Origin of the sequence: Exiguobacterium sp. RIT452 (assembly GCF_003598705.1) — a bacterium.
In the GTDB taxonomy this organism is placed as follows: domain Bacteria; phylum Bacillota; class Bacilli; order Exiguobacteriales; family Exiguobacteriaceae; genus Exiguobacterium_A; species Exiguobacterium_A undae.
Window position 1 is genome coordinate 1 of record NZ_QXJB01000001.1, and the last position, 23,360, is coordinate 23,360.

Below are 23,360 nucleotides of genomic sequence, written 5' to 3' on the forward strand. Positions count from 1 at the left end.
CGTTCCGCAATAGCTCAGTGGTAGAGCAACCGGCTGTTAACCGGTAGGTCGTAGGTTCAAATCCTACTTGCGGAGCCATTATATTACTTCTTCACCACATGCAATGGAGAGCTGTCCGAGTGGCCGAAGGAGCACGATTGGAAATCGTGTAGGCGTCATAAGCGTCTCAAGGGTTCGAATCCCTTGCTCTCCGCCATAACATTTTCACTTTATAATGGCCCGTTGGTCAAGCGGTTAAGACACCGCCCTTTCACGGCGGTATCACGGGTTCGATTCCCGTACGGGTCACCATTTTTATTAGCGCGGGGTGGAGCAGTCTGGTAGCTCGTTGGGCTCATAACCCAAAGGTCGTCGGTTCAAATCCGGCCCCCGCAATTACATACGGTCCTGTGGTGTAGCGGTTAACATGCCTGCCTGTCACGCAGGAGATCGCGGGTTCGAATCCCGTCAGGACCGCCATTGTTAAGGCTTTGTAGCTCAGTCGGTAGAGCAGAGGACTGAAAATCCTCGTGTCGGCGGTTCGATTCCGTCCAAAGCCACCATATGATTTTTAACTGATTTTCCCATTGTGGGGGGGTAGCGAAGTGGCTAAACGCGGCGGACTGTAAATCCGCTCCCTCGGGTTCGGCGGTTCGAATCCGCCCCCCCCCACCACTTTAGGGGCATAGTTTAGCGGTAGAACTACGGTCTCCAAAACCGTCAGCGCGGGTTCGATTCCTGCTGCCCCTGTTTTATTATTATGGCGATTGTGGCGAAGTGGTTAACGCACCGGATTGTGATTCCGGCATTCGTGGGTTCAATTCCCATCAGTCGCCCTTTTATTATTGGGCTGTGGCCAAGTGGTAAGGCACTGGATTTTGATTCCAGCATGCGAAGGTTCGATCCCTTCCAGCCCAGCTTTTGTGCGGAAGTAGTTCAGTGGTAGAATACGACCTTGCCAAGGTCGGGGTCGCGGGTTCGAATCCCGTCTTCCGCTCCAATGAGTGGCGCCATAGCCAAGTGGTAAGGCAGAGGACTGCAACTCCTCTATCGTCAGTTCGATTCTGACTGGCGCCTCCAATAATTCTTAATTGAATAGTTTTGCAAGAGATTGTGCCGGTGTGGCGGAACTGGTAGACGCGCACGACTCAAAATCGTGTTCCTTTGGAGTGTCGGTTCGATTCCGACCACCGGTATCTTGCGGGTGTAGTTTAGTGGTAAAACCTCAGCCTTCCAAGCTGATGATGAGGGTTCGATTCCCTTCACCCGCTTTTACCTTTGTACGATCTCAATCAAGATTCACCTGATTATGCGGGTGTAGTTTAGTGGTAAAACCTCAGCCTTCCAAGCTGATGATGAGGGTTCGATTCCCTTCACCCGCTTACCTGAAAAGAGCAACGTGTCGTTTTTAATTGACACATTGCTCTTTTTGTTTAGCATGGAGATAAACGAGCGAACTAGCGAAAGGAGAGATACGATGCAGGGCGAATTGTTGAAAAAAGAATTGCAGATGTATGCCAAAGAGATTGGAATCGATGAATGCCGCATCACGACGGCTGATCCCTTTTTGGTGATGAAACAGCGTCTCGTTCAGCAGCAAGAAAAAGGTTATGCTTCCGGATTCGAAGAGCCTGATCTTGAACGGCGGACGACACCTACGCTGTTACTGGATGATGCCGTCTCAATCATCGCAATCGCCGTCGCTTATCCAAGTAAGCTCAAGGATGCTCCGCGTGGCAGAGAAGGGGAACGCCGCGGGATTTTTGGACGCTCTTCTTGGGGACTGGATTATCATCAAGCGTTGAAGCAGCGACTGACATTACTGGAGGAAAAAATTCAAGTGTTGTGTCCGGGTGCCCAAACACGTTCGATGGTCGATACGGGAGAATTGGTCGATCGCGCTGTCGCAGAACGGGCCGGAATCGGATTCAGCGGGAAAAACTGTTCCATCATCAGCGAGGAGCATGGTTCTTATCTTTATCTAGGAGAATTGATTACAGATCAATACCTGCCTCCGGATGAACCGGTCGAAGAGTTGTGCGGTTCATGTAACAAATGTCTCGATGCCTGTCCGACAGATGCTCTTGTCGAACCGGGCGTCATCGATGCGAAACGATGCATCTCGTTCATTACACAGACGAAGACACTGATTCCGGAAGACTTCCGCTATGCCCTCGGAAATCGATTATATGGCTGTGACACCTGTCAGCAGGTTTGTCCGTACAATCGAAAAAAACATGCCACACAACACAGTGAGCTGCAACCGGATCCGGAACAGGTCAAACCCTTGTTGATTCCACTGCTTTCGCTCAGTAACCGTGAATTCAAGACACGATTCGGTTCGTTGTCCGGAGCATGGCGCGGGAAAAAACCAATTCAGCGTAACGCGGTCTGTGCACTCGTTCATTATCAGGACCGGACGGCGCTGGAGGCATTACGTGTGATGGCGGAAACAGATCAACGGGAAGACATGCGTGCGCTGGCGATTTGGGCAATCGGACGGATTGCAGGACAAGAGGAAAAAGACTACATCGAAGCACGTTTGCTCGTTGATTCTGCAACCGACGTCCAGATCGAGGGCGAACGACTATTGAGTGAATGGGGGACGGAACGTGCCGTATAAAAAAGTCAGCTGTACCTTTGGCGAACTCGTTGTCGCCTGGGAAGACGAGACGGTCGTTTATCTCGACTTCGGACACGATATGACACGTCTTAGACAATATCTGCAGCAAGACGCTTATTTCGAAGCAGCTGTACCGGAATTCCTTGCCGTTGCACTGGCATCATATGAAAAAGGGCACCCCGAAGCATTGGACGGTATTCCTTGCCGGCTACAGGTGACCGATTTTCAACGGCGTGTCCTGACCGCTTTACGAACGATTCCGTTTGGACAGACGGCAAGTTACGGGCAACTCGCACGGATGATCGGCTCGGAGAAGGCAGCCCGTGCGGTCGGCGGAGCCTTAAATCGTAATCCGATCGCGTTGATTTATCCATGCCACCGGATCATCGGGGCAACAGGCAAGATGACAGGTTTTGCTAGCGGCATCGCCCATAAAGAAGCGCTACTTGCGCATGAGTTAGGAGAGAACAGTTAATGGCTATTCATGTAGTGATGTACCAACCAGAAATTCCACAAAACACAGGAAATATTTCGAGAACGTGTGCAGCGACACACTCCGTTCTTCATTTGATTCGTCCACTGGGATTTTCGACGGACGATAAACAATTAAAACGGGCGGGACTGGACTATTGGGAGTTCGTCGATGTGCGGTATCATGATTCGTTAGAAGAGTTATGGAGTAAACATCCGGACGGGACGTTTTATTACATTACGAAGTACGGCGAAAAGTATCCGAGTCAAATTGATCTGTCGAATGTTGAAGAAGATTACTTTTTTGTGTTCGGACGAGAAACGAAAGGATTACCTTTAAACGTCATCGATGAGAATCTGGAGCGTTGTATCCGTCTTCCTCAGTCGAACCTTGTTCGTTCACTGAACGTCTCCAATACAGCAGCCATCATCGTTTATGAAGCGTTGCGTCAGCAAGGGTACGCCAACTTGCTTTAATAAATAAAAAAGCCTTGTCCCAAGAAGTTGTAGGGACAAGGCTTTTTGTTATTCGTTACCTTCAGGTTTTTTGTTGTAGCCTGCTGTGAAAATCGCTGTCAAGAAAGCGAGACTAACGCCTACCATTAAAATAAATGCCATTTTTGCTTCCCCCTTTAGTCTCAATAACCGATATAATCTATTATAGTATACTTGCTACTGTAATTGTGTGCTACATATGAAATTTCTATGAATGGAGACCTGAAATGCGCACGAACGTTTACTTATTAAGTTATGCCCCGCTCATCAGCATCCTGTTATTCAGCACTTCACTTGCAATCGCGACGTCAGAGCTTGCCCTGGCGTGGTTAAATGATGTCGGAGTGTACGATGAGCTGTTACAGATACTCAGTGCCCGAAATACGAAACTGCTTGTCTGGCTCGGCTTTTTAATTGTTTATTTCATGATTTTCAGTTCACTCAAGTTGATTTCTGATACGATCAATCAGCTTGGTTTTGCTTTTTTCATCAAAGAGCAGGTAGGGACGACGTTAAGCATGTTACGCCCCGGCAGCATTTTGTTATTGATCGGAGGATGTATCAGTTTTGCCTTCATGACGTCATTTCCACTCGTCTGTCTCGTCTTGACCGGCTCATTTGTCATCTATTTCTTCTTTTACGTTTTTCAAATCAGTAAGATGACGACCTCAGCCGGTGCAATCGGCTTAATAGTGTTTCTCTTTTTAGCTTGGGGCTTGTTGTTAGCCGGTCTTTCCTGGGTTGGTTTAAGTTTATTCAATTCACTTGGGGAAGCTGTTCTGTTCCCCAAGTGAATCAGGGAAGGATCGCAGCCCATGTTTTCACTTGCAACGTTGTGTTGGCTTCAGTCGGGAAAGCACGCGGAATGTCCGCACCGAGCCAAATACCGCCGACGTGTTGATCTTTAATACCGACGAACCACATATCTTTGTTGTCGTTAGTCGTACCGGTCTTTCCACCGATGTAAGCCGGGCGTGTATCATATCCCTGACGGCCGGTTCCATAGGTCATGACGTTTGTCAGTCCTTTACGCAGCAGCTGGTTTGTCCGTTTGGACCAGATGCGGTCTGCTTCAAGTGTATGCCGGTACAGTGTTCCTTCATCTGTCGTGATCGTGCGAATCATGGAAGAAGGGCTGTATAACCCGTCGTTGACGAACGTCGTATAGGCATTCGTCAATTCGAGAGGGCTGACGCCATATTTCAAGCCACCGAGTGCGCTGTTGTACGAGTTGTCCTCATCCGTCCACTGGCTGAAGCGAAATGGTCGGATTGCTTTGAGCCCTTCGTTGAAGGAAACGGCAAAAGCACGCAAAGCCGGCGTATTGTAAGAATAGGCGATGGCATCGGCAATCGTGACTTCCCCGAGTATCCGGTTACTGCTGTTTTGTGGACAATATCCGTCGAAACAAACCGGACTTCCGTCAAGACGGCTCGTTAACGTCTTTTTTGTTTTTTCGAGATACGGTCCGTATACAAGGAGAGGTTTTAGCGTCGAACCGGGTTGCCGGTAGGACTGGACGGCCCGATTGAGTTGACCGGGTAACGTCGATTTGTTGCCGACGAGTGCCGTGACACCTCGTGATTTTCCGTCAATTCCGACGTAAGCCCCTTCGATTGGTGTCGGTAGACTTTGAATCGACTGTTTGGCCCGTGCCTGTTCAACGGGATCCAAGTACGTCTGAATGACAGCGCCATGTTGGTGTAAGTATTGTTTAGCCTCGATCGGGCTCACGTTTTTTAAAGCAGCCGTTTGGCGAATGGCTTCAGCGACACTTGCGTCGATATAATCCGGATAACGGATGACCGGCTTTTTAAAAGCAACTTGCACCGGTTTAACAGATGTTTTTTTCGGAATTTCCCGAATATTTCGTAACTCTTTCAAGATTCGTTGTTGTCGTTTAGCCGTATTTTTCGGAAAACGTAACGGATCATAGAGTGAGGGATTGTTTGGAATCGCTGCTAAATAACTGACTTCCGCCCAGTTCAAATCCTTGGCCGGTTTCCCGAGATAAGACGTCGCAGCCAGTTCGATGCCATAAATGTTGTTGGCAAAATAGGCTTGATTGACATAAGCGGTCAAGAGTTCTTTTTTTGAGTATTTTTGTTCCAAAGAAATCGAAATTAAAATCTCTTTTATTTTTCTAGTATAGGTTTTTTCGGTTGAGAGATATGTCATCCGGGCTAATTGTTGCGTGATCGTACTGCCGCCCTGACCTTTGCTGTCTCCAGATTGATTTTCTGTGAAGGCACGTAAAATTCCCGTGATGTCATAGCCGTCATGCTGATAAAATCGGCGGTCCTCGATTGCGACGAAGGTCTTTTCGACCTTAGCCGGAAGCGCGTTCGACGTTAAATCATTTCGACGTAACCCGTCGTATAACTCCACACGTTCATCCTGATAGGCGACAGTAATCGGTTGGTAAGAGGCAAGCGGACGTTCAGTCGTCTGTTGATCGGCCCATGTGAATAATTCTTTTGCGACATCCAATTGGTCACGAACTGAAAAAAGTGTTAGCACTAAACCAAAAGCCAACGCAAATAATAAAAAATATCCTGTCGTAATTCTCATGTAAACTCCTTTCAAAGGGCATTTCATCCTTATTATCGGTCTTTTTTGACGAAAACAGTATAATTTTTTAGAAATTTGTATTTTAATAAATCTATTTTGCAGGAATGTTATATTAAAAAGAGAAAAGGTGGGTATATAAGAGTATCTGTATAAATACCTGTATAAAAGTTGGAACAAATGATTATTGAAAAAAAGAGCATAAACTGGAGGGGACGAAATGGCTAAAAAGAATGTCGTCGCGATGTTGCTTGCTGGCGGAGAAGGAAAACGTCTAGGAGCACTTACGAAACACACTGCAAAACCGGCGGTCGCGTTTGGAGGGAAATACCGGATCATTGATTTCCCGTTATCAAACTGTACGAACTCAGGAATCGATACAGTAGGGGTTTTGACACAGTACGAACCACTGGAGCTTAACCGTTACCTCGGAATCGGAAGTGCATGGGACCTCGACCGACGCAATGGTGGATTGACAATCTTACCACCGTATCAAGCACAAAACGGCAAGAACTGGTACGAGGGGACAGCAAATGCCATTTACCGCAATATGAGTTACATCAACCAATACGATCCAGACTATGTGCTCGTGTTATCAGGGGATCACATTTATAAAATGGACTACGAAAAAATGATCGAAGAACATCGTCAAGGAGGAGCGGATGTGACGATTTCCGTTCGTGAAGTCCCTTGGGAAGAAGCACCGCGCTTCGGAATCCTGAATACAGATGACGATCTTCGAATCAACGAGTTTGAAGAAAAACCGGAAAATCCGAAATCAAATTTAGCTTCGATGGGGATCTATGTCTTTAACTGGGATGTTTTGAAACGCCACTTGATTCAAGATGCAGGCGATGCCGAGTCGAGCTTTGACTTTGGTAAAAACATCATTCCGAACATGCTGTTTGAGAATCTGAACATTCGCGCTTATAAATTCAAGGGATACTGGAAAGACGTCGGAACAATCCAGTCACTTTGGGAAGCAAACATGGACTTACTCGCAGCCGATCCGGAGTTTGACTTGTATGAACCGTCATGGAAAGTTCACTCAGTAAACCCAAATCAACAACCACAATACATCGGCAATAATGCGGCAATCGAGACATCGATCATCAACGAAGGCTGCCACATCGAAGGGGAAATCAACCACTCGGTCTTATTTTATGGCGTTGATGTCGCAGAAGGCTCACTCGTAAAAGATTCCGTCATTTTCCCGAACGTGAAAATCGGAAAAGACGTCACGATTCATCGCGCGATTCTCGCGGATGGTGTGGTCGTAGAAGATGGTGCGACAATCGGAACACCAAACGGCGAAGTGTTCGTCATTGAGGCAAACAGTATCATCCAGAAAAATGAAGTCGTCAAAGAAGCGATTCAATAAGGGGGAAGTACCGATGAAAGCAGATTTACTAGGGGTTATCAATCTCAGCGGCGAAGAAGGGTTCTTTAAGGAATTGACAGAACACCGTAACTTGGCTGCCGTACCGTTTGCAGGACGATATCGATTAATCGATTTCACGTTGACGAACATGGTTCAGAACGAGATTGCGAATATCGGCGTCTTTACGCTCGAAAAATACCGTGCGATGATGGATCACCTTGGATCTGGTAAGGAGTGGGATTTAGACCGTTCGAACGGCGGACTCTATATCTTCCCCCCGGCGTTGTCTCAAGATGCACATGAGTTCCGCGGCGACTTATCGAATTTCCATTTGCACCGTGATTTCTTCTTACGGAGTAAAGAAAACTATGTCGTGATTTCGGGCTCAAACATTTTATCTGCAGTGGACTATCGTGACGTGTTGCGTGAACATAAGGCATCGAATGCGGACATCACAGTCGTTTATACAAAACGTGAGCTACCATGCAACTACTGCCGTCCGATTCGCTTCAGCGAACAAAACCGTGTGACGGCAATCGGTTCACGTGGTTATGAACCGTCTGATGAAACGTTCTACATGGAAACGGTCGTCCTTTCGAAAAACCTGTTTGTCCGTCTCGTCGACGAAGCAATCGGGCGCGGCGAGTATGACTTGTTGCAAAGCATCATCCGCTCGCAGCTGAACCGTCTGCACGTTCACGGTTATGAATATACGGGGACGTCACAGGTCATCCATTCCTTACGCTCGTATTACCGCGAAAGCATGCTGTTGCTGGAACAGTGGGGCGCAATCAATGATTTCCAACACGTCTATACGAAAATCAAGCACGAACCGCCGACACGTTACTTGCCGGGATCAACGATCAAGAACTCACTTGTTGCGAACGGTTGTAAACTTGAAGGAACAGCGACGGACAGTATCCTCTTCCGTGGTGTCAAAGTCGGAAAACATGCTCGTGTCAAAAACTCGATCATCATGCAAAAATCAGTGATCGAAGAAGGCGCTGTCGTTGAATACGCGATCCTTGACAAAGAGGTAACGGTTAAACGCGGACAAGTCATCCGTGGAACAGCCGAAGAGCCGATTGTCATCAAAAAACAAACAATCGTTTAAAGGGGATGTCATCATGAAGGTATGGTTTGCTGCCACAGAAGCGACACCATTCATCAAGACAGGGGGGCTAGCTGACGTCGTCGGCTCGCTCCCTTTAGCGCTTGCTGAAGAGGGTGCGGAAGTTTCGGTCATTTTACCGAATTACGGTCAAATTAAAGAACAGTACAAGTCGGAAATGGAATTTTTATTTGATTTCATCGTCCCGGTCGGTTGGCGGCAACAGTTTGGAGCCGTTTTACGATTAAAGCAGGACGGTGTAACGTTCTATTTTATCGATAACGAATATTATTTTAAACGTGATGGTGTGATTTATGGTCATTACGATGATGCTGAACGGTTTGCCTACTTCTCACGGGCAGTGCTTGAGATGATCCAACGTGTGGATGCGGAAGAAGTACCTGACGTCATTCATTGTCACGATTGGCAGACAGGTGTCTTACCGGCGTTCTTACGGATTCATTACCAACATCTCAACCGTTATCAAGAAATCAAGACGGTCTTTACGATTCATAACCTGCAATACCAAGGAGTGTTCCCGGAAGAGGTCCTCGGCGATCTTCTAGGTCTCAGCCACGAACACTTTACGGCAGAAGGTCTCGCACATAACGGCCTTGTCAATTACATGAAGGCGGGTCTCGTCCACGCCAATCAAATCACGACGGTCAGTCCGTCATACCGTGATGAAATCATGGATCCATATTACGGTGAAACATTAGAGCCGGTCTTACAGCACCGGGCAGTCGACGTTCGCGGAATATTGAACGGAATCGACTACCGTCAGTTTAGTCCGGATACGGATGAACATTTAGTGGAAAACTACGATGTGAAGACGGTTGAAGCAGGAAAAGCAACGAACAAAGAAGCGTTGCAAAAAGAACTTGGGTTACCGGTTAATCCGGACGTTCCGTTATTCGGATTCGTTTCACGTCTAGTCGATCAAAAGGGAATCGATTTACTCGCCCACATCCTGCCGGATCTGTTTGAACTGGATGCACAGTTCATCATTCTTGGCTCAGGAGAAGCTGAGTATGAAGGATTATTCCAACACGCATCGACGATCCGACCGGATAAGGTAGCATCGTATATCGGTTTTGATGTTGGTCTGGCGCAACGGATTTATGCCGGCAGTGACGCGTTCCTCATGCCGTCCCGCTTTGAACCATGTGGTCTCAGTCAATTGATTTCGATGAAATACGGTTCGTTGCCTGTGGTTCGTGAAACCGGTGGTCTGCGTGATACAGTCCAACCATTTAATCAGTTCACATTAGAGGGAAATGGCTTCTCGTTCTCGAATTATAATGCGCAAGAGTTTCTTGATGCGATCCAACGTACGATTGAGACGTATCATGATAAACCGGTATTTAAGCATCTGGTTGAAACAGCAATGCAAGAAGACTTTAGCTGGATTCGATCCGCTGATGAATATTTGGCGCTCTATCGTTTAATCGCACCGTCTGCTGACTGATTGGGATTACGGGAAATGGGGTTTTGGAATGTTCAAAGACAAAGAGAAGTTCAAGAAGAGGTTTAATGAACGGTTTATTTCGATGCATGGTAAGGCATTGGAAGATGCGACTGAAAATGATGTCTATCAGACACTCGCTTACATGGTGCGGGAATATGTCACAACGGACTGGATGCGGACAAAGGAAACCTACATCCATAAGAAAAGTAAGCAAGTCTATTACTTCTCACTGGAATTTTTACTCGGTCGTTTTCTGTACAACAACTTGTTAAGCCTGAATGTCCTGGAGGATGTTCGAAGCGGGCTTGCGGAGCTTGGCTATGACTTGGCGGATTTGACCGAAGAAGAACCGGAACCGGGTCTTGGAAACGGCGGACTCGGTCGACTGGCCGCTTGTTTCCTTGATTCCCTTGCAGCACTTGGATTACCGGGACATGGTAACGGCATTCGTTATCAGTACGGATTATTCAAACAAAAAATCATCGATGGATATCAAGTCGAGCTGCCGGATAACTGGTTGAAGAACGGAAACATGTGGGAAATTCGACGTTCCGACAAAGCGGTCGACATCCCATTCGGTGGACATGTCTGGTTGGAAGAAGTCGAAGGCGGCAAGTATCGCGTCCATCATGAACCGGCAGAAATCGTTCGTGCGGTCCCTTATGATATGCCGATCGTCGGGTATCAGAACGGGATCGTGAATAACCTGCGTCTCTGGAGTGCTGAATCGCCGTACGACGACGATGAATTGTTAAACCAACACCGGGGCAACTACAAAGACTTGCTGATCCATAAACAAGCGATTCAGACGATTTCTGAATTCTTGTATCCGGACGATACGACATACGAAGGTAAGGTCTTGCGTCTGAAACAGCAATATTTCTTCGTCTCAGCCGGATTACGGAGTATTTTGTTATCACATAAAAAACGTAATACGTCGTTAAAACATTTGGGGAATCAAATTGCGATTCATATCAACGATACGCATCCTGTCGTGGCAATTCCTGAATTAATGCGAATTTTGATTGATGAAGAGGAATATTCGTGGGAAGAATCGTGGCGGATTACGAAAAGCGTCATGTCGTTTACGAACCATACGTTGTTGTCGGAAGCGTTAGAACGCTGGCCGGTCGATTTGTTCCGCGATTTGTTGCCGCGGATTTATCTCATTATTGAAGAAATCAATCGCCGGTTCTGCAAGGATGTGCTCGATAATTATCCGCATCTGGAACCGAATATGCGGGACATCGCAATCATTGCTGACGGCATGATCAATATGGCAAACTTGGCGGTCGTCGGGACCCATTCGACGAACGGAGTTGCCCAAATTCATACGGAAATCCTGAAGCAGCGCGAGATGCGGCTGTTTTATGAGATGTTCCCGTTACGTTTTAATAATAAAACGAACGGAATCACGCACCGCCGTTGGTTCCTGTTATCGAATCCACAGCTTGCGGATCGCGTGACAGAAGCCATCGGGGACAGTTGGATCAATCATCCGTCCGATTTACAAAAGCTGACGAAGTTTGCGGATGATGTCACGCTTCAGCAAGACATCCGGTCGATCAAATTAGCGAGTAAAAAGGAATTGGCTGAATTGATTGAAACCGAGACGGGAATCGTCGTTGATCCACATTCGATTTTTGATGTCCAAGTCAAACGGCTGCATGCGTACAAACGACAGTTACTTAACGCGCTTCACATTCATTCTCTTTACTACCGTCTGAAAGAGGATAAATCATTCCAGATGACGCCACGGACGTTCATTTTCGGGGCGAAGGCCGCTCCGGGTTATCACTATGCCAAGGAAGTCATTCGCTATATCAATGCCCTTGCCAAACTGATTAATTCAGATCCGGAGGTCAGTCCGTACATGAAAGTCGTGTTCCTTGAGAACTACCGTGTCTCACTCGCTGAAAAAATCTTCCCGGCAAGTGATGTCAGTGAGCAGATTTCAACGGCAAGTTACGAAGCTTCCGGAACCGGAAACATGAAATTCATGATGAACGGTGCCTTGACCGTCGGGACGCTCGACGGTGCCAACATCGAGATTCGGGATGAGGTCGAAGATGCCAACATCTTCATCTTCGGGCTGACTCCGCAAGAAGTCATGAACTATAAGAAGTACGGGGGATACAGTGCTTACGATCAATACAGCGCGCAACCTGAACTCCGTCGTGTGATTGATGGGCTTGTAGACGGATCAATCTTCCCGACAGGTGAATTCCAGGCAATCTATGATTCATTGTTGACATACAATGATGAATATTTAATCCTCAAAGACTTTTTGTCTTACCAACAAGCACAAGAACGAATTGGCCGGGCTTATCAAGATTCGGAAAAATGGTACAAGATGGTCATCATGAACATCGGGAAATCCGGTGTCTTCTCCAGTGACCGGACAATCAAGGAATATGCCAATGCCATCTGGAACATCAAACCGGTTCAAATCTAAAAAAAGTCCGATCAAGATCGGACTTTCGTCTGGCTTATTGTGTCACTTCATCCGTTTGACTGATCCAGTCGCTGTATGACCCGGCGTATAACCGAACATCGGTTTTTCCGAGGGCATGCAGGGCTAACACATTGACACACGCCGTGACGCCGCTACCGCAATACAAGATCGGAGAATCGGCATCGAGCAGATCAGCATACAGCTCTTTGAGGTCTTCCGCGTCTTTTAATCGTCGGTCCGGGGAAATCGCTTCTCCAAAGAAGCAGTTCACGGCACCTGGAATGTGTCCGGCAATCGCATCGATCGTTTCATTCTGACCACGGAATCGATCCGGGGACCGTGAGTCGACGAGCCGGGTTTCCGGCGGGCGGTTTTTCACCTCTTCGAACTGAACAAGCATCTCATCCTGAAAATCAGCTTGATACGTCGATTGGTCAAACGTCGTCGTCTCCGTGCTCATCGGGTAATCAAAGGCAAGATAAGACGATAGTCCGCCTTCAAGGACGACGACACGTTCATGACCAGCCCACTTGAATAACCACCAGGCGCGAGCGGCATACGGGAAACCGTCATCGTACAAGACGATGAAATCGTCGCGATGGACGCCAAGTGATTCGAGTGTCTGAATCCATTGCTTTTTAGACGGCAACGGATGACGTCCTCCTGTTTCAGACCGTGGTCCCGATAAATCCCGCGCTAAGTCTAAATATTGTGCCCGTTGCACATGACTCGTTTTAAAAGCGTCACGACCGTAATCCGGATCTTGCAGATCATAACGGCAATCAAACCAGCGGATCTGATCCGTATGAACAAGTTGCTGTAAGTCTGTCATTTGAATGGTTGGAAACATAAACATCACCTTGACCCTTTCTAAAGTAATCATATGAAAGGTGAGACGTTCCCGCAAGTCGCAAGAAAATCTCGTTTAAACAAATTTGAAGGAGTGGACAGCATATGTCATGGAAAGAAACGTATCAAAAATGGAATCAATTCTCGGGTCTGGAAACAGAACTCAAAGAAGAATTGGTCGCACTCGCAGAAGATGAAAAAGCAGCGGAAGAAGCCTTCTACAAAGAATTAGAATTCGGAACAGGCGGAATGCGGGGAGAAATCGGCGTCGGAACAAACCGGATGAACGTTTATACCGTTCGTAAAGCCTCACAAGGGTTTGCCGATTTCATCAAAGCCGAAGGGCAAGAAGCAGTCGCTCAAGGCATCGTCATCGCCCACGACTCACGGCACTACTCGCCTGAGTTTGCTTTGGAAGCAGCCAAGACACTTGCAAGTAACGGAATTAAAGCGTACTTGTTCGACGGACTCCGTCCGACACCGGAACTGTCATTTGCCGTGCGTGAACTCCGTGCAGCAGGCGGTATTGTCATTACAGCGAGCCACAATCCACCGGAATATAACGGCTATAAAGTCTACGGGAATGATGGTGGACAGTTGCCACCGAAAGAAGCGGATGATCTCGTGTCGTACGTCGATCAAGTTGAAGATGAACTTTCAATCGAACTTGAAGCGGAAGAAGTCTTGCGGGCGAACGGCTTAATCGTTCGCGTCGGAGAACAACTCGATGACGCATACCAAGAACAACTTAAAACGATTCGTGTTTTACCGACGATTCAAGATGAGTTGGCGGATCCTTTAAAAATCGTCTTTACTCCGCTTCACGGGACAGGTCTTGTACCAGTAACGGTAGGATTAAAGAATTATGGTTTTGAGCATGTGACGGTCGTCGAAGAACAAGCGAAGCCGGATGGTGCATTCCCGACAGTTTCTTCTCCAAACCCGGAAGAGCATGCGGCCTTTAAGTTGGCGATCGAGTATGGAGACCGTGTCGACGCGGATGTGTTACTTGCGACGGATCCGGATGCCGACCGTGTTGGTGTTGCGACACGTGATGCGGACGGAGAGTGGGTCGTCCTCACAGGAAACCAGACAGGTGCGTTACTGCTTGATTACATCTTGTCACAAAAATCGGCTCAAGGGACATTGCCGAAAAATGGTTTTGTAGCAAAAACGATTGTCACATCGGAACTGGGTGCATTGATTGCAAGACATTACGACTTACACGTTGAAAACACGTTAACCGGCTTTAAATTCATCGGTGAAAAAATCAAACAATACAATGAATCCGGAGAATATGAATATCTGTTTGGCTATGAAGAAAGTTACGGTTACTTGATCGGCGACTTCTGCCGTGACAAGGATGCCGTCCAAGCATGCTTGCTGGCTGCTGAGATGACAGCGTATCACAAGAAGGAAGGACGGACGCTGTATGAGGCGTTACAAGCCATCTACGAGGAGTTCGGTTACTTCGAAGAGTCACTTCGCTCGTTGACGCTGAAAGGTAAAGACGGTGTCGCACAAATCGGACGCATCATGGATACGTTCCGGGAGCATCCGCCTAAACAAGTGGCAGGTGAAAAAGTCGTCTTATTTGAAGATTACGATGCCAGTATCTCGCACGATTTGATCCAACATCAACCATCACCCATCAATCTGCCGAAATCAAACGTCTTGAAATTTACGTTGGAAGACGGTTCGTGGTTCTGCCTTCGTCCATCTGGAACAGAACCAAAAATCAAATTCTATTTCAGTGTGACATCACCGGATGCTGCGGAGACAACACGTAAACGTCAGTTGATTGAAGATGAAGTGATGCAGGAAGTCGAGCAAATTCAATAATCAGATACACCGCAAGACGAAACTGGTAAAGAGACAATCCGTCTCTGCCAGTTTTTTTTGTCTATTTGACTGAGAAGGGCGTAACTCGTGCAACCGTTATCAAATTCATGTAAAGTGAACGGTGAAGTATGATTGAAAGATAGGGAGATGAGTATACATGGAACGGATACAATTAACGGAAGAACTTTCATTTTCGAGAGTCATTCATGGGCTATGGCGTCTGAATGAATGGAACATGACGGCACAAGAGCGACTCGAATTAATTGAACAATGTTTAGCATTAGGAATTACGACGTTTGACCATGCCGATATTTATGGTGATTATACGAATGAAGGACTGTTTGGTGAAGCGTTGGCACTGAAACCTGAATTACGCGAACGGATGGAAATCGTCACAAAAACCGGGATCAAAATGAAAGGAAACCATTTCTCGGATCAAAAACTTTCATTTTATGACACGACAAAACAACATATCATTGAACAGGCGACCCGTTCATTAAAAGAACTCGGTGTCGATTACATCGATACGTTACTGATTCACCGTCCCGATCCATTGATGGATCCAAACGAAATCGCCGAAGCATTCGTCGAATTAAAAGAATCGGGAAAAGTACGGACGTTTGGATTGTCGAACCATACACCGGCTCAACAAAGTTTGATTCAATCACGACTCCCGTTTATGCTCGTCACGAACCAGCTTGAGCTGTCTGTCGCGGAACTGAAGCATTTTGAAGACGGTTCGGTTGATTTGTGCCACGAAAATGAAATGCCGCTCATGGCATGGAGTCCGCTTGCCGGAGGACGATTGTTCAAAGAAGAACAATTTGCGCCGCTTCGTGAAAAACTCGAGGAGATCGGCCGTGACATCGGCGCAGAGGAGATCGACGAAGTCGCCTATGCCTGGTTGCTCAAACATCCGGCGCGCATCATGCCAATCGTCGGTTCAGGAAAAATTGAACGGATTGAATCTGCTGTCCGGGCGACACGTCTTGAACTGTCGCGTGAACAATGGTTTGAAATCTTAAAAGCTTCCCGCGGACGGGACGTTGATTAAAAAATAGCCTTCGGGCTATTTTTTTGTGCAAAAAAAGTCCCATCTCAAGGGGGAGTTGAGATGGGAGTATCTATAGGGTTATGCTTCGAGACGAAGCATTTCCTGACGATATTTATCTAAACGTTCTTTACTGGCGACAACAGCTGCTTGATCACTGACTTGGATAGCATCGAAGAGCGTACTGAGCTCATAATCGATTTCGAGGCGTAGCACTGGAATCCGCTGCTCTGCATCTTGTCTACGGAAAGCTTCAATTACTTGTTTCATCTCGGCCACGCTCCTTTTAAAGTTATCAGATAATTCTGATTTTTATTAGTATACTTGATTATTCCCGGGATGACTAGTATTAAACCTTAAAAAGATTAAAAAAAACACTTGGAATGTGTCGCGCTTCCAAGTGCCTTACTTTTATTCTGGAATACTGAATCGAGCTTCGAGGCGGTGCTGAACCCCCTGGATCAAGGTCGACATGATCCAATAAATCGCAGCTGAGAACAGCAGCAACGGCATGACCAGGTAGGTCGTCGCCGAGATTTGATCGGATACATAGGTCAGTTCTTCGACGGCTACAATCGTTCCGAGGGACGTCGATTTGATGATATCGATGACCGAGTTCGAAAGAGGCGGAATCGCCCGCGACAAAGCCTGCGGAAGAATGACATCCTTAAATGTCTTCCGGCGTGGAATACCTAGTGAATCCGCTGCTTCCCATTGTCCACGATCGACAGAGGAAATGGCGGCCCGGAATGATTCCGAGATATAGGCCGAAAAGTGAAGCGACAGACCAAAGGCCAACGCTTGGAAACCGGTCAGTTGGAGAACGACCAGACCGTTATACAAAATCAAGATTTGCAGCAACAATGGTGTTCCTCGGAAAAAGGAGACGTACAATCGTGCGAAGCCGCTTAAGACGGCGAAACGGCTATCCCGCATGACCGCAAGAATCAAACCGAGAAAAAGCGCAAAGACGATGGCAAATCCACTTGCAAGAAGTGTAGTGCCAATCGCCTTTCCGTAAACGTCCGCATTATCACGGACGATTGTAAACAATTCCATCATTTACTGATGTCCTCGTTAAAGTATTTTTTACCGAGATCTGCGAGCGTGCCGTCTTCTTGCATCTCTGCGAGTGCCTTGTTGAAGTCTTCAGTATATTTGCTGTTCTTCGCCATCATCAGACCTGATTCGTTTTTATCAAACGTCTCACCGACAGCTTTCACTTTATAACCGGCTTTTTTGAGTTCTGTCAAAACAAACAGACGGTCGTTCATCGCAGCGTCGACACGACCTGCTTCAAGATCTTTTAAGACTTGGTTTGCGCCTTTGTAGTACTTCACTTTTGCGCCTGCTTCTTCAGCTGTTTTGGCATAAAGTGATCCTTGTGTCGAACCAACCGTTTTGCCTTTCAAGTCCTCAAGTGTTTTGATATCGTCTGTTTTGTTATTGACGATGATTGTTGAACCGGAAACCGTGTATGCATCAGAGAACGCGTATTTTTCTTTCCGCTCATCTGTGATGCCCATTTGGTTCGCGATGACATCGATTCGTTTTGAATCGAGTGCCGGGATCAGTCCTTTGAAGTCCATCGCTTTGTACTCGACTTTGTAGCCGGCACGTTTTGCAACTTCGTCCATGACTTCGATGTCATAACCAGTAAGTTTTCCTTTTTCTTTATACGTAAATGGTGGGTACGTTGCTTCCGTCCCAACTGTCACGATTTTTTCATCTTTGCTTGCTTCTTCGTTAGAAGCGCCGCACGCCGCTAACACCCCCGCTGTTGATAGTGCTGCTACTGCTAGCTTTAGTCCGTGTTTCATAGCGCTCTCTCCTTTAATAATAAATGATTTCAATTCCTAGTTTTCGAATAGGATTAATTTAAGACTACAAGCAGTATCATACAAAGTTACAGGAACGTCTGTCAATAAAAAAGACTGCCCATGAATGGACAGCCTGACTACGCTCACTGAATCCTGAAAATTAACGAATTGTTGCTTCTGTTGCCGCATCAAAGAAATGTGCTTTTGTCATATCGAAGAACAGATCCAAATCTGAACCCATCTCGACGTGTGAACGTGAATCAACACGTGCCGTGAAGGCTTGGTTGCCGACTTTCGAGTAGAGGTAAGACTCGGCTCCCATAAGCTCAGAAACTTCGATATGCGCCGGGAAGCGGTGGGCTGTTTTCGTGTCTTGGTAGATCAACTCGGCGTGAATATCTTCCGGACGAATACCGAGGACAAGATCCTTGCTTGTGTATCCACGTTCGCGGAGTACTTTCATTTTGCCTTCAGGCACTTCAAATTTCTCTTCTGTGCCTGTGACATGGAAGAGACCGTCTTCCGCGAGTTTTCCTGTCAGGAAGTTCATCGATGGAGAACCGATGAAACCAGCAACGAACATGTTGTCCGGGTGGTCATAGACTTCTTTTGGTGTACCGACTTGTTGGATCAGACCAGCTTTCATGATGACGATTCGAGTCGCGAGAGTCATCGCTTCCGTCTGATCGTGCGTTACGTAAATCGTCGTCGTTTCGAGACGTTTGTGCAACTGGATGATTTCCTTACGCATTTGAACACGGAGTTTAGCATCCAAGTTCGAGAGCGGCTCATCCATCAAGAAGACTTTTGCATCACGGACGATGGCACGACCGATGGCAACACGTTGGCGTTGTCCACCAGAGAGGGCTTTTGGTTTACGCTCCAAGTATTCTTCAAGACCAAGAATACGGGCAGCATTGTCTACACGTTGCTTGATTTCGTCTTTCGGGAATTTACGAAGCTTTAATCCGAAAGCCATGTTGTCGAAGACGTTCATATGTGGATAAAGGGCATAGTTTTGGAAAACCATGGCGATATCACGGTCTTTTGGTGCCACATCATTCATTCGTTTGCCGTCGATGACGAAATCTCCGCCTGAGATTTCTTCGAGACCGGCAATCATTCGAAGCGTCGTTGATTTACCGCAACCTGATGGTCCAACGAAGACGATGAATTCTTTATCTTTAATATGAAGGTTGAAGTCATCAACCGCTTTTGCTGTTCCAGAATAAACTTTATCAATATGCTCAAGACGAATATCTGCCATGTGTACATCCCCCTGTAAATTAAGTAGTCGATTAAAATAACGCTTACAAGAATTAGTATAGGAGAAACGAAGCAAAAAACATATGGACAACATGACTGAATGTAACCGTTATCATTTGTTCACTATGCTACGCGTAAAAGGGTGTACAAAAAACTTGCCCCTTCAAACGACCGGATGTCGATTTCGGTTTGTTCTGTCAGCCGGTCCAGTCGGTACTGAAGACTGTTTCGATGTAAAAAGAGATGTTTTGCCGTCAATGAGACATTTAAGTTGGCGCGGCAAAAGGCATCAATCGTTTCACGCGACTCATATTCAAGAGGAGTGATAAACCGTTCAATCAGTTCCTGGCGTATGTCCGTCGATAATAACGTCAACCGCGTTAATGCGGGAAGAAACCGCTCGATGTGCAACAAAGGGGTTTCCCGTAAGGCGGCTTGTTCCAATCGAAACTGAACGGCAAGATCACCTGATTTCCGTTGTTGACCAATCAAGACTTTTCCATCTGTTAAAAAATCAGATTGCAAAGCGGTGAAGAAGTCATGTAAATCGTTCTCCGAGACGAATTCTTCCCGTTCGATGACGACGAAGCGATTGGCCGTCAGCGGGATGACGGCACTCGGTGCGTGGAAAAAGGAACGGAGCAGTTGTTGTAAATCTTCTCCTGTCCGGGCATCGAGCTGTTCAAATAAGAAGTGAACCATTCGAAACGGTTCGGCTTCTTCACTGTGCGTCTGTTCCAGTCGACGCCGCCATGAAACAGTATCATCGGAAGTGGATGTGACGACCCGTTCGGCCAGCAAGTCGAGCAAGTCCACTTCACGGGCAGTAAGAATCGTATTTTCGATCCCGAAACGAAGTCCATCGGTCAACTGATATACGGTATACTTATCGGTAGAGTAAACAGCAGGGTCAGTCGAGAGATGATCTTTAAACAAGACGGTTAATTGTTGTAACATACGAGGCGCCTCCTTAAAAAAAGTCCTATTAAGACTTTACCACAATACTAAAATCGGAAGGAACGAGATCTATGCCAGTCGAAGTCGATTTAGTCATCAAAGCAATTGGAATGATCATCATTGGAGCAATGATTGGGGCAGTTACCAATCATCTTGCGATTCGGATGCTGTTTCGACCGCTTGAAGCGAAATACATCGGAAAGTACCGGATTCCATTCACACCGGGATTGATTCCAAAGCGCCGGGACGAGTTGGCCGCGAACCTTGGGCGGACAGTCGTCAAACATTTACTGACACCAGAAGGCATCAGCAAACGTCTCCAGCAACCTGTCGTGTACGATGCCATCATTCAGATGCTGCAACAGGAAGTACAAAAATGGACACGGTCCACCCGGACGATTCGTGAAGTGGCGGAACGATTCGTCAAACATCCGGAAGAACAGTTGCATCAAAAGATCGAAGAACGGATCGATCAAGAACTGTCGGCACTGGTAACGAACATCAAAACAACGAGCTTGTCTGAAGTCATTGGAGAGACAGGAACAACAAAAATCAATGAGTCCATCCCTAAAGTCGTCGATGCGTTACTCCAACAGACCGAACGGTATTTTGAGAGTCCTGACGGGAAGATGAAGCTTGAAGAAACAGTCGCCGGTTTTATTCAAGGGAAGTTAGGCGGCGGGATGTTCGGAATGCTGCTCGCCAATATTAATATCGTCGAGATGATTCAACCCGAACTCAAACGGGTATTACAAGGAGAGTCTACACGCCGATTCATCAGCGATATGGTTGAACAAGAGATCAATCTGCTCCTGTCGCGCCCGGTCGACTCGCTTCTCGATACAGAGACTGAACAACAACTCGTCACGCGGGTGAAGGCAGAAATCTTGGCTCGTATTCCGCTGACGAACATGTTCGATACGCCACTACACGAAATATTGAAGCCGCTTGAGGTGCGCATCACACAAGAAATGGTCCCGCTGCTCGCCAAACGATTAGTCGATCGAATGGTGGAACAGGTGGAACGGATCATGGCGACACTCGATCTCGAGACGATTGTCCGGGAAGAAGTCGGACTGCTGGATACCGCGTATCTTGAAGAAATCGTCTTGTCGATTTCCAGAAGAGAATTCCGGGCTATCACTTGGCTTGGAGGGCTGTTAGGTGGTTTAATTGGGATGATACAAGCGATACTTCTTATCGTTTAACAAAATTGGAGGGTTCAAACATGTCTGAAACAAACTTATACGACCACGCGTACACACTCGAGCGTGCACTCCGCGAAACATCGGAGTACACGACATTAAAAGATCTCTATGCTCAAGTCAACGCGGATCCGATGTCAAATGAACTATTTGCTTCATTCCGAAATGTTCAACTGGAGTTACAACAAAAACAAATGCAAGGTGAAGAAATCACACCTGAAGATATGGCATCTGCGCAAGCAAAAATGTTAGAAGTCCAAAACAATCCATTGATTGGTCAACTGATGCAGGAAGAACAACGTATGCACACGATGTTGACGGAAGTGACACAAATCATCATGAAGCCGCTTGAAGAACTCTATGCACCGATGATGGAGCAAAATCAAGACGACGTTCAATAAACGAATCGATTCAAAAGCCTCGGTCTACCTGACCGAGGCTTTTTCTTACGGTGTATTTTTTGACGGAACAAGACGGGGGAGATAGGCCCGCTCAAAATGAATCAACTGTCCGGCGCGTGTCACCCGTGCCCCACGGTGCTCCAAGTCTGCTTCTTTCAAGCGACGGATGCCTTCTTGACGCGCCTCGGAATCCGACGGAGCGTCAAACGTATCATCTAATAAGGTTTCTCCCCGATCCGAAAATGCGGTAATCGTATAAAGCATGGCTGGTTCCCCCTTGTCGTATTTCACTAATACAAGTGTAATGAATAGTCGTTCATTTTACAAGTAAGAATCAATATCCTGCCATGTCAATTGTTTGGAGGGGGAGGGGGATTCAAGATGGCTGACGCTCATGCCGATTAACCGAATCGGGCCTGAAAATTCAATTTCATTAAACAGCTTGGTCGTGATCCGGAGCAATGTTTCTTCGTCAGCCGTTTCTTCCAAAAATGTGTAACGTTTCGAGCGGGATTGAAAATCTTCTGTTTTCCATTTGAGTGTGACGGTTCGACAGACCAATTCCTTTTGATTAAGCGTCTTGACGACGGAAAGAGCTTCCCGTTTTAGTGTTTCGAAAATGGTGTCGATGTCTTCCGTATCTTCTTCGAAGGTGCTCTCAGACCCGATTGATTTTCGTTCACGGTGTGGGCGAACCAAGCGCTCGTCCTCTCCGTGCGCCATCGCATATAACTCCGTTCCCCGATCCCGACCGAGCAACCCGCGCAACTCTGTAAGCGGCGCTTGTTGGATATCCGAGATCGTTTCAAATCCGTGTTTTCGAAGTGTTTGTTCCGTCACCTTGCCAACTCCGTGTAAATCACCGATCTTTAATCCGGATAAAAACGGCAGAACAGCGTCTGGCGGAAGGACGGTCAGGCCGCTTGGTTTTTGATGACCGGATGCAATTTTGGCGACAAGTTTTGAGTTCGAGACACCGGCGGAAGCGGTCAAACCGGTTCGCCGTGTGATTTCAGACAGGATGTATTGCGCGATATGCGTTGCACTGGTGAGATTCAGGTGATTTTCTGTCACATCGAGATACGCTTCATCCAACGACAGCGGTTCGACGAGCGGTGTGACTTCAAGAAACAATTCCATGATCTGAGCACTGACAGCACGGTACACTTCAAAACGGGGACGCAGGAAAACAGCACGTGGACACAGCTGAAACGCACGACGTGAAGGCATCGCACTATGAATCCCGTACTTCCGCGCCTCATAGGAACATGTAGCGACGACACCACGGGCATGAGGAGGTCCTCCAACGATGACAGGCACTCCTTTTAAGTGTGGACGGTCGCGTTGTTCCACTGAAGCGTAGAAGGCGTCCATATCCACATGAATGATTTTCCGTCCCATCAAGGTTTCCTCCTTCA

21 protein-coding genes and 15 tRNA genes are annotated in these 23,360 nt (G+C 47.1%); 27 read left to right on the forward strand and 9 right to left on the reverse strand.

Annotated elements, in window-relative coordinates:
- The first annotated feature begins 3 nt into the window (after nt 1-3).
- The 19 genes from D3D03_RS00005 to D3D03_RS00095 all read left to right on the forward strand — a co-directional run bounded on the left by D3D03_RS00005 (nt 4) and on the right by D3D03_RS00095 (nt 4,362).
- Nucleotides 4-78 (forward strand) — tRNA-Asn (locus D3D03_RS00005).
- A gap of 27 nt (nt 79-105) precedes the next feature.
- Nucleotides 106-196: transfer RNA gene (locus D3D03_RS00010), tRNA-Ser, on the forward strand.
- A gap of 20 nt (nt 197-216) precedes the next feature.
- Nucleotides 217-291: transfer RNA gene (locus tag D3D03_RS00015), tRNA-Glu, on the forward strand.
- A 10-nt stretch (nt 292-301) separates the two neighbouring features.
- Nucleotides 302-375, forward strand: a tRNA-Met gene (locus D3D03_RS00020).
- A gap of 8 nt (nt 376-383) precedes the next feature.
- Nucleotides 384-459: transfer RNA gene (locus D3D03_RS00025), tRNA-Asp, on the forward strand.
- A 7-nt stretch (nt 460-466) separates the two neighbouring features.
- Nucleotides 467-542, forward strand: a tRNA-Phe gene (locus D3D03_RS00030).
- 28 nt (nt 543-570) lie between these two features.
- Nucleotides 571-654, forward strand: a tRNA-Tyr gene (locus tag D3D03_RS00035).
- 4 nt (nt 655-658) lie between these two features.
- Nucleotides 659-729 (forward strand) — tRNA-Trp (locus D3D03_RS00040).
- A gap of 13 nt (nt 730-742) precedes the next feature.
- Nucleotides 743-815: transfer RNA gene (locus D3D03_RS00045), tRNA-His, on the forward strand.
- A gap of 10 nt (nt 816-825) precedes the next feature.
- Nucleotides 826-897 (forward strand) — tRNA-Gln (locus D3D03_RS00050).
- 7 nt (nt 898-904) lie between these two features.
- A tRNA-Gly gene (locus D3D03_RS00055) sits at nt 905-979 on the forward strand.
- Between the two features lie 6 nt (nt 980-985).
- Nucleotides 986-1,059, forward strand: a tRNA-Cys gene (locus D3D03_RS00060).
- Between the two features lie 35 nt (nt 1,060-1,094).
- Nucleotides 1,095-1,175, forward strand: a tRNA-Leu gene (locus D3D03_RS00065).
- A gap of 4 nt (nt 1,176-1,179) precedes the next feature.
- Nucleotides 1,180-1,250 (forward strand) — tRNA-Gly (locus tag D3D03_RS00070).
- Nucleotides 1,251-1,290: 40 nt separating this feature from the next.
- Nucleotides 1,291-1,361: transfer RNA gene (locus D3D03_RS00075), tRNA-Gly, on the forward strand.
- Nucleotides 1,362-1,456: 95 nt separating this feature from the next.
- Nucleotides 1,457-2,602: a tRNA epoxyqueuosine(34) reductase QueG gene (queG, locus tag D3D03_RS00080; protein WP_119922406.1), complete on the forward strand. Its 1,146-nt coding sequence runs from the start codon at nt 1,457-1,459 to the stop codon at nt 2,600-2,602.
- The gene (locus tag D3D03_RS00085) at nt 2,592-3,077 is read left to right on the forward strand and encodes a methylated-DNA--[protein]-cysteine S-methyltransferase (protein ID WP_119922407.1); all 486 of its coding nucleotides are present in this window, start codon (nt 2,592-2,594) and stop codon (nt 3,075-3,077) included. The genes queG and D3D03_RS00085 overlap by 11 nt, the downstream gene beginning before the upstream one ends.
- Nucleotides 3,077-3,550 (forward strand): tRNA (uridine(34)/cytosine(34)/5-carboxymethylaminomethyluridine(34)-2'-O)-methyltransferase TrmL, encoded by a 474-nt coding sequence (trmL, locus tag D3D03_RS00090; RefSeq protein WP_026833771.1) that lies wholly within the window; start codon nt 3,077-3,079, stop codon nt 3,548-3,550. The genes D3D03_RS00085 and trmL overlap by 1 nt, the downstream gene beginning before the upstream one ends.
- A 245-nt stretch (nt 3,551-3,795) precedes the next feature.
- The gene (locus tag D3D03_RS00095; RefSeq protein ID WP_026833770.1) at nt 3,796-4,362 is read left to right on the forward strand and encodes a DUF5366 family protein; all 567 of its coding nucleotides are present in this window, start codon (nt 3,796-3,798) and stop codon (nt 4,360-4,362) included.
- Between the two features lies 1 nt (nt 4,363).
- Here the strand turns inward: D3D03_RS00095 and D3D03_RS00100 are convergent, their stop codons facing one another.
- The gene (locus D3D03_RS00100; RefSeq protein WP_119922408.1) at nt 4,364-6,139 is read right to left on the reverse strand and encodes a transglycosylase domain-containing protein; all 1,776 of its coding nucleotides are present in this window, start codon (nt 6,137-6,139) and stop codon (nt 4,364-4,366) included.
- 217 nt (nt 6,140-6,356) lie between these two features.
- Between D3D03_RS00100 and D3D03_RS00105 the strand changes: the two genes are divergently transcribed.
- The 4 genes from D3D03_RS00105 to D3D03_RS00120 are packed head-to-tail and all read left to right on the forward strand — an operon-like array spanning nt 6,357 to nt 12,551.
- Nucleotides 6,357-7,517: a glucose-1-phosphate adenylyltransferase gene (locus D3D03_RS00105; protein ID WP_026833769.1), complete on the forward strand. Its 1,161-nt coding sequence runs from the start codon at nt 6,357-6,359 to the stop codon at nt 7,515-7,517.
- A gap of 13 nt (nt 7,518-7,530) precedes the next feature.
- On the forward strand, nt 7,531-8,631 hold the full coding sequence (glgD, locus tag D3D03_RS00110; protein ID WP_026833768.1) for a glucose-1-phosphate adenylyltransferase subunit GlgD: 1,101 nt from the start codon (nt 7,531-7,533) through the stop codon (nt 8,629-8,631).
- A 13-nt stretch (nt 8,632-8,644) separates the two neighbouring features.
- Nucleotides 8,645-10,096 carry a glycogen synthase GlgA gene (glgA, locus tag D3D03_RS00115; protein ID WP_026833767.1) on the forward strand — a complete coding sequence of 484 codons (1,452 nt, stop codon included), beginning with the start codon at nt 8,645-8,647 and terminating at the stop codon, nt 10,094-10,096.
- Nucleotides 10,097-10,124: 28 nt separating this feature from the next.
- Complete coding sequence (locus tag D3D03_RS00120; protein ID WP_119922409.1) at nt 10,125-12,551, forward strand: glycogen/starch/alpha-glucan phosphorylase; 2,427 nt, start codon at nt 10,125-10,127, stop codon at nt 12,549-12,551.
- Between the two features lie 34 nt (nt 12,552-12,585).
- On the opposite strand, the gene D3D03_RS00125 is transcribed toward D3D03_RS00120, so the two are convergent.
- Nucleotides 12,586-13,401 (reverse strand): sulfurtransferase, encoded by an 816-nt coding sequence (locus tag D3D03_RS00125; RefSeq protein ID WP_233550603.1) that lies wholly within the window; start codon nt 13,399-13,401, stop codon nt 12,586-12,588.
- Nucleotides 13,402-13,505: 104 nt separating this feature from the next.
- Between D3D03_RS00125 and D3D03_RS00130 the strand changes: the two genes are divergently transcribed.
- Both D3D03_RS00130 and D3D03_RS00135 read left to right on the forward strand, forming a co-directional pair.
- Nucleotides 13,506-15,242 (forward strand): phospho-sugar mutase, encoded by a 1,737-nt coding sequence (locus D3D03_RS00130; protein ID WP_119922411.1) that lies wholly within the window; start codon nt 13,506-13,508, stop codon nt 15,240-15,242.
- A gap of 157 nt (nt 15,243-15,399) precedes the next feature.
- Nucleotides 15,400-16,296 carry an aldo/keto reductase gene (locus D3D03_RS00135; RefSeq protein WP_026833763.1) on the forward strand — a complete coding sequence of 299 codons (897 nt, stop codon included), beginning with the start codon at nt 15,400-15,402 and terminating at the stop codon, nt 16,294-16,296.
- 78 nt (nt 16,297-16,374) lie between these two features.
- On the opposite strand, the gene D3D03_RS00140 is transcribed toward D3D03_RS00135, so the two are convergent.
- The 5 genes from D3D03_RS00140 to D3D03_RS00160 all read right to left on the reverse strand — a co-directional run bounded on the left by D3D03_RS00140 (nt 16,375) and on the right by D3D03_RS00160 (nt 20,336).
- Nucleotides 16,375-16,563 carry a hypothetical protein gene (locus D3D03_RS00140; protein WP_014969669.1) on the reverse strand — a complete coding sequence of 63 codons (189 nt, stop codon included), beginning with the start codon at nt 16,561-16,563 and terminating at the stop codon, nt 16,375-16,377.
- Between the two features lie 141 nt (nt 16,564-16,704).
- Nucleotides 16,705-17,355 (reverse strand): amino acid ABC transporter permease, encoded by a 651-nt coding sequence (locus D3D03_RS00145; protein ID WP_014969670.1) that lies wholly within the window; start codon nt 17,353-17,355, stop codon nt 16,705-16,707.
- A complete protein-coding gene (locus D3D03_RS00150; protein ID WP_026833762.1) occupies nt 17,352-18,113 on the reverse strand; it encodes a transporter substrate-binding domain-containing protein in 762 nt (253 codons plus the stop codon). Before D3D03_RS00150 ends, D3D03_RS00145 begins: the two co-directional genes overlap by 4 nt.
- Before the next feature lie 160 nt (nt 18,114-18,273).
- Nucleotides 18,274-19,380 (reverse strand): ABC transporter ATP-binding protein, encoded by a 1,107-nt coding sequence (locus tag D3D03_RS00155; protein WP_012369583.1) that lies wholly within the window; start codon nt 19,378-19,380, stop codon nt 18,274-18,276.
- Nucleotides 19,381-19,502: 122 nt separating this feature from the next.
- Nucleotides 19,503-20,336, reverse strand: a complete 834-nt coding sequence (locus D3D03_RS00160; protein ID WP_026833761.1) for a PucR family transcriptional regulator — start codon at nt 20,334-20,336, stop codon at nt 19,503-19,505.
- 71 nt (nt 20,337-20,407) lie between these two features.
- On the opposite strand from D3D03_RS00160, the gene D3D03_RS00165 reads away from it, so the two are divergent.
- Nucleotides 20,408-21,544, forward strand: a complete 1,137-nt coding sequence (locus tag D3D03_RS00165) for a DUF445 domain-containing protein (RefSeq protein ID WP_026833760.1) — start codon at nt 20,408-20,410, stop codon at nt 21,542-21,544.
- Between the two features lie 20 nt (nt 21,545-21,564).
- Complete coding sequence (locus D3D03_RS00170; RefSeq protein ID WP_012369586.1) at nt 21,565-21,942, forward strand: YlbF/YmcA family competence regulator; 378 nt, start codon at nt 21,565-21,567, stop codon at nt 21,940-21,942.
- Nucleotides 21,943-21,987: 45 nt separating this feature from the next.
- Here D3D03_RS00170 and D3D03_RS00175 read toward each other — a convergent pair whose 3' ends face one another.
- Both D3D03_RS00175 and dinB read right to left on the reverse strand, forming a co-directional pair.
- Nucleotides 21,988-22,206 (reverse strand): YhzD family protein, encoded by a 219-nt coding sequence (locus D3D03_RS00175; RefSeq protein ID WP_026833759.1) that lies wholly within the window; start codon nt 22,204-22,206, stop codon nt 21,988-21,990.
- Between the two features lie 57 nt (nt 22,207-22,263).
- The gene (gene dinB / locus D3D03_RS00180; protein ID WP_233550604.1) at nt 22,264-23,343 is read right to left on the reverse strand and encodes a DNA polymerase IV; all 1,080 of its coding nucleotides are present in this window, start codon (nt 23,341-23,343) and stop codon (nt 22,264-22,266) included.
- Between the last annotated feature and the right edge of the window lie 17 nt (nt 23,344-23,360).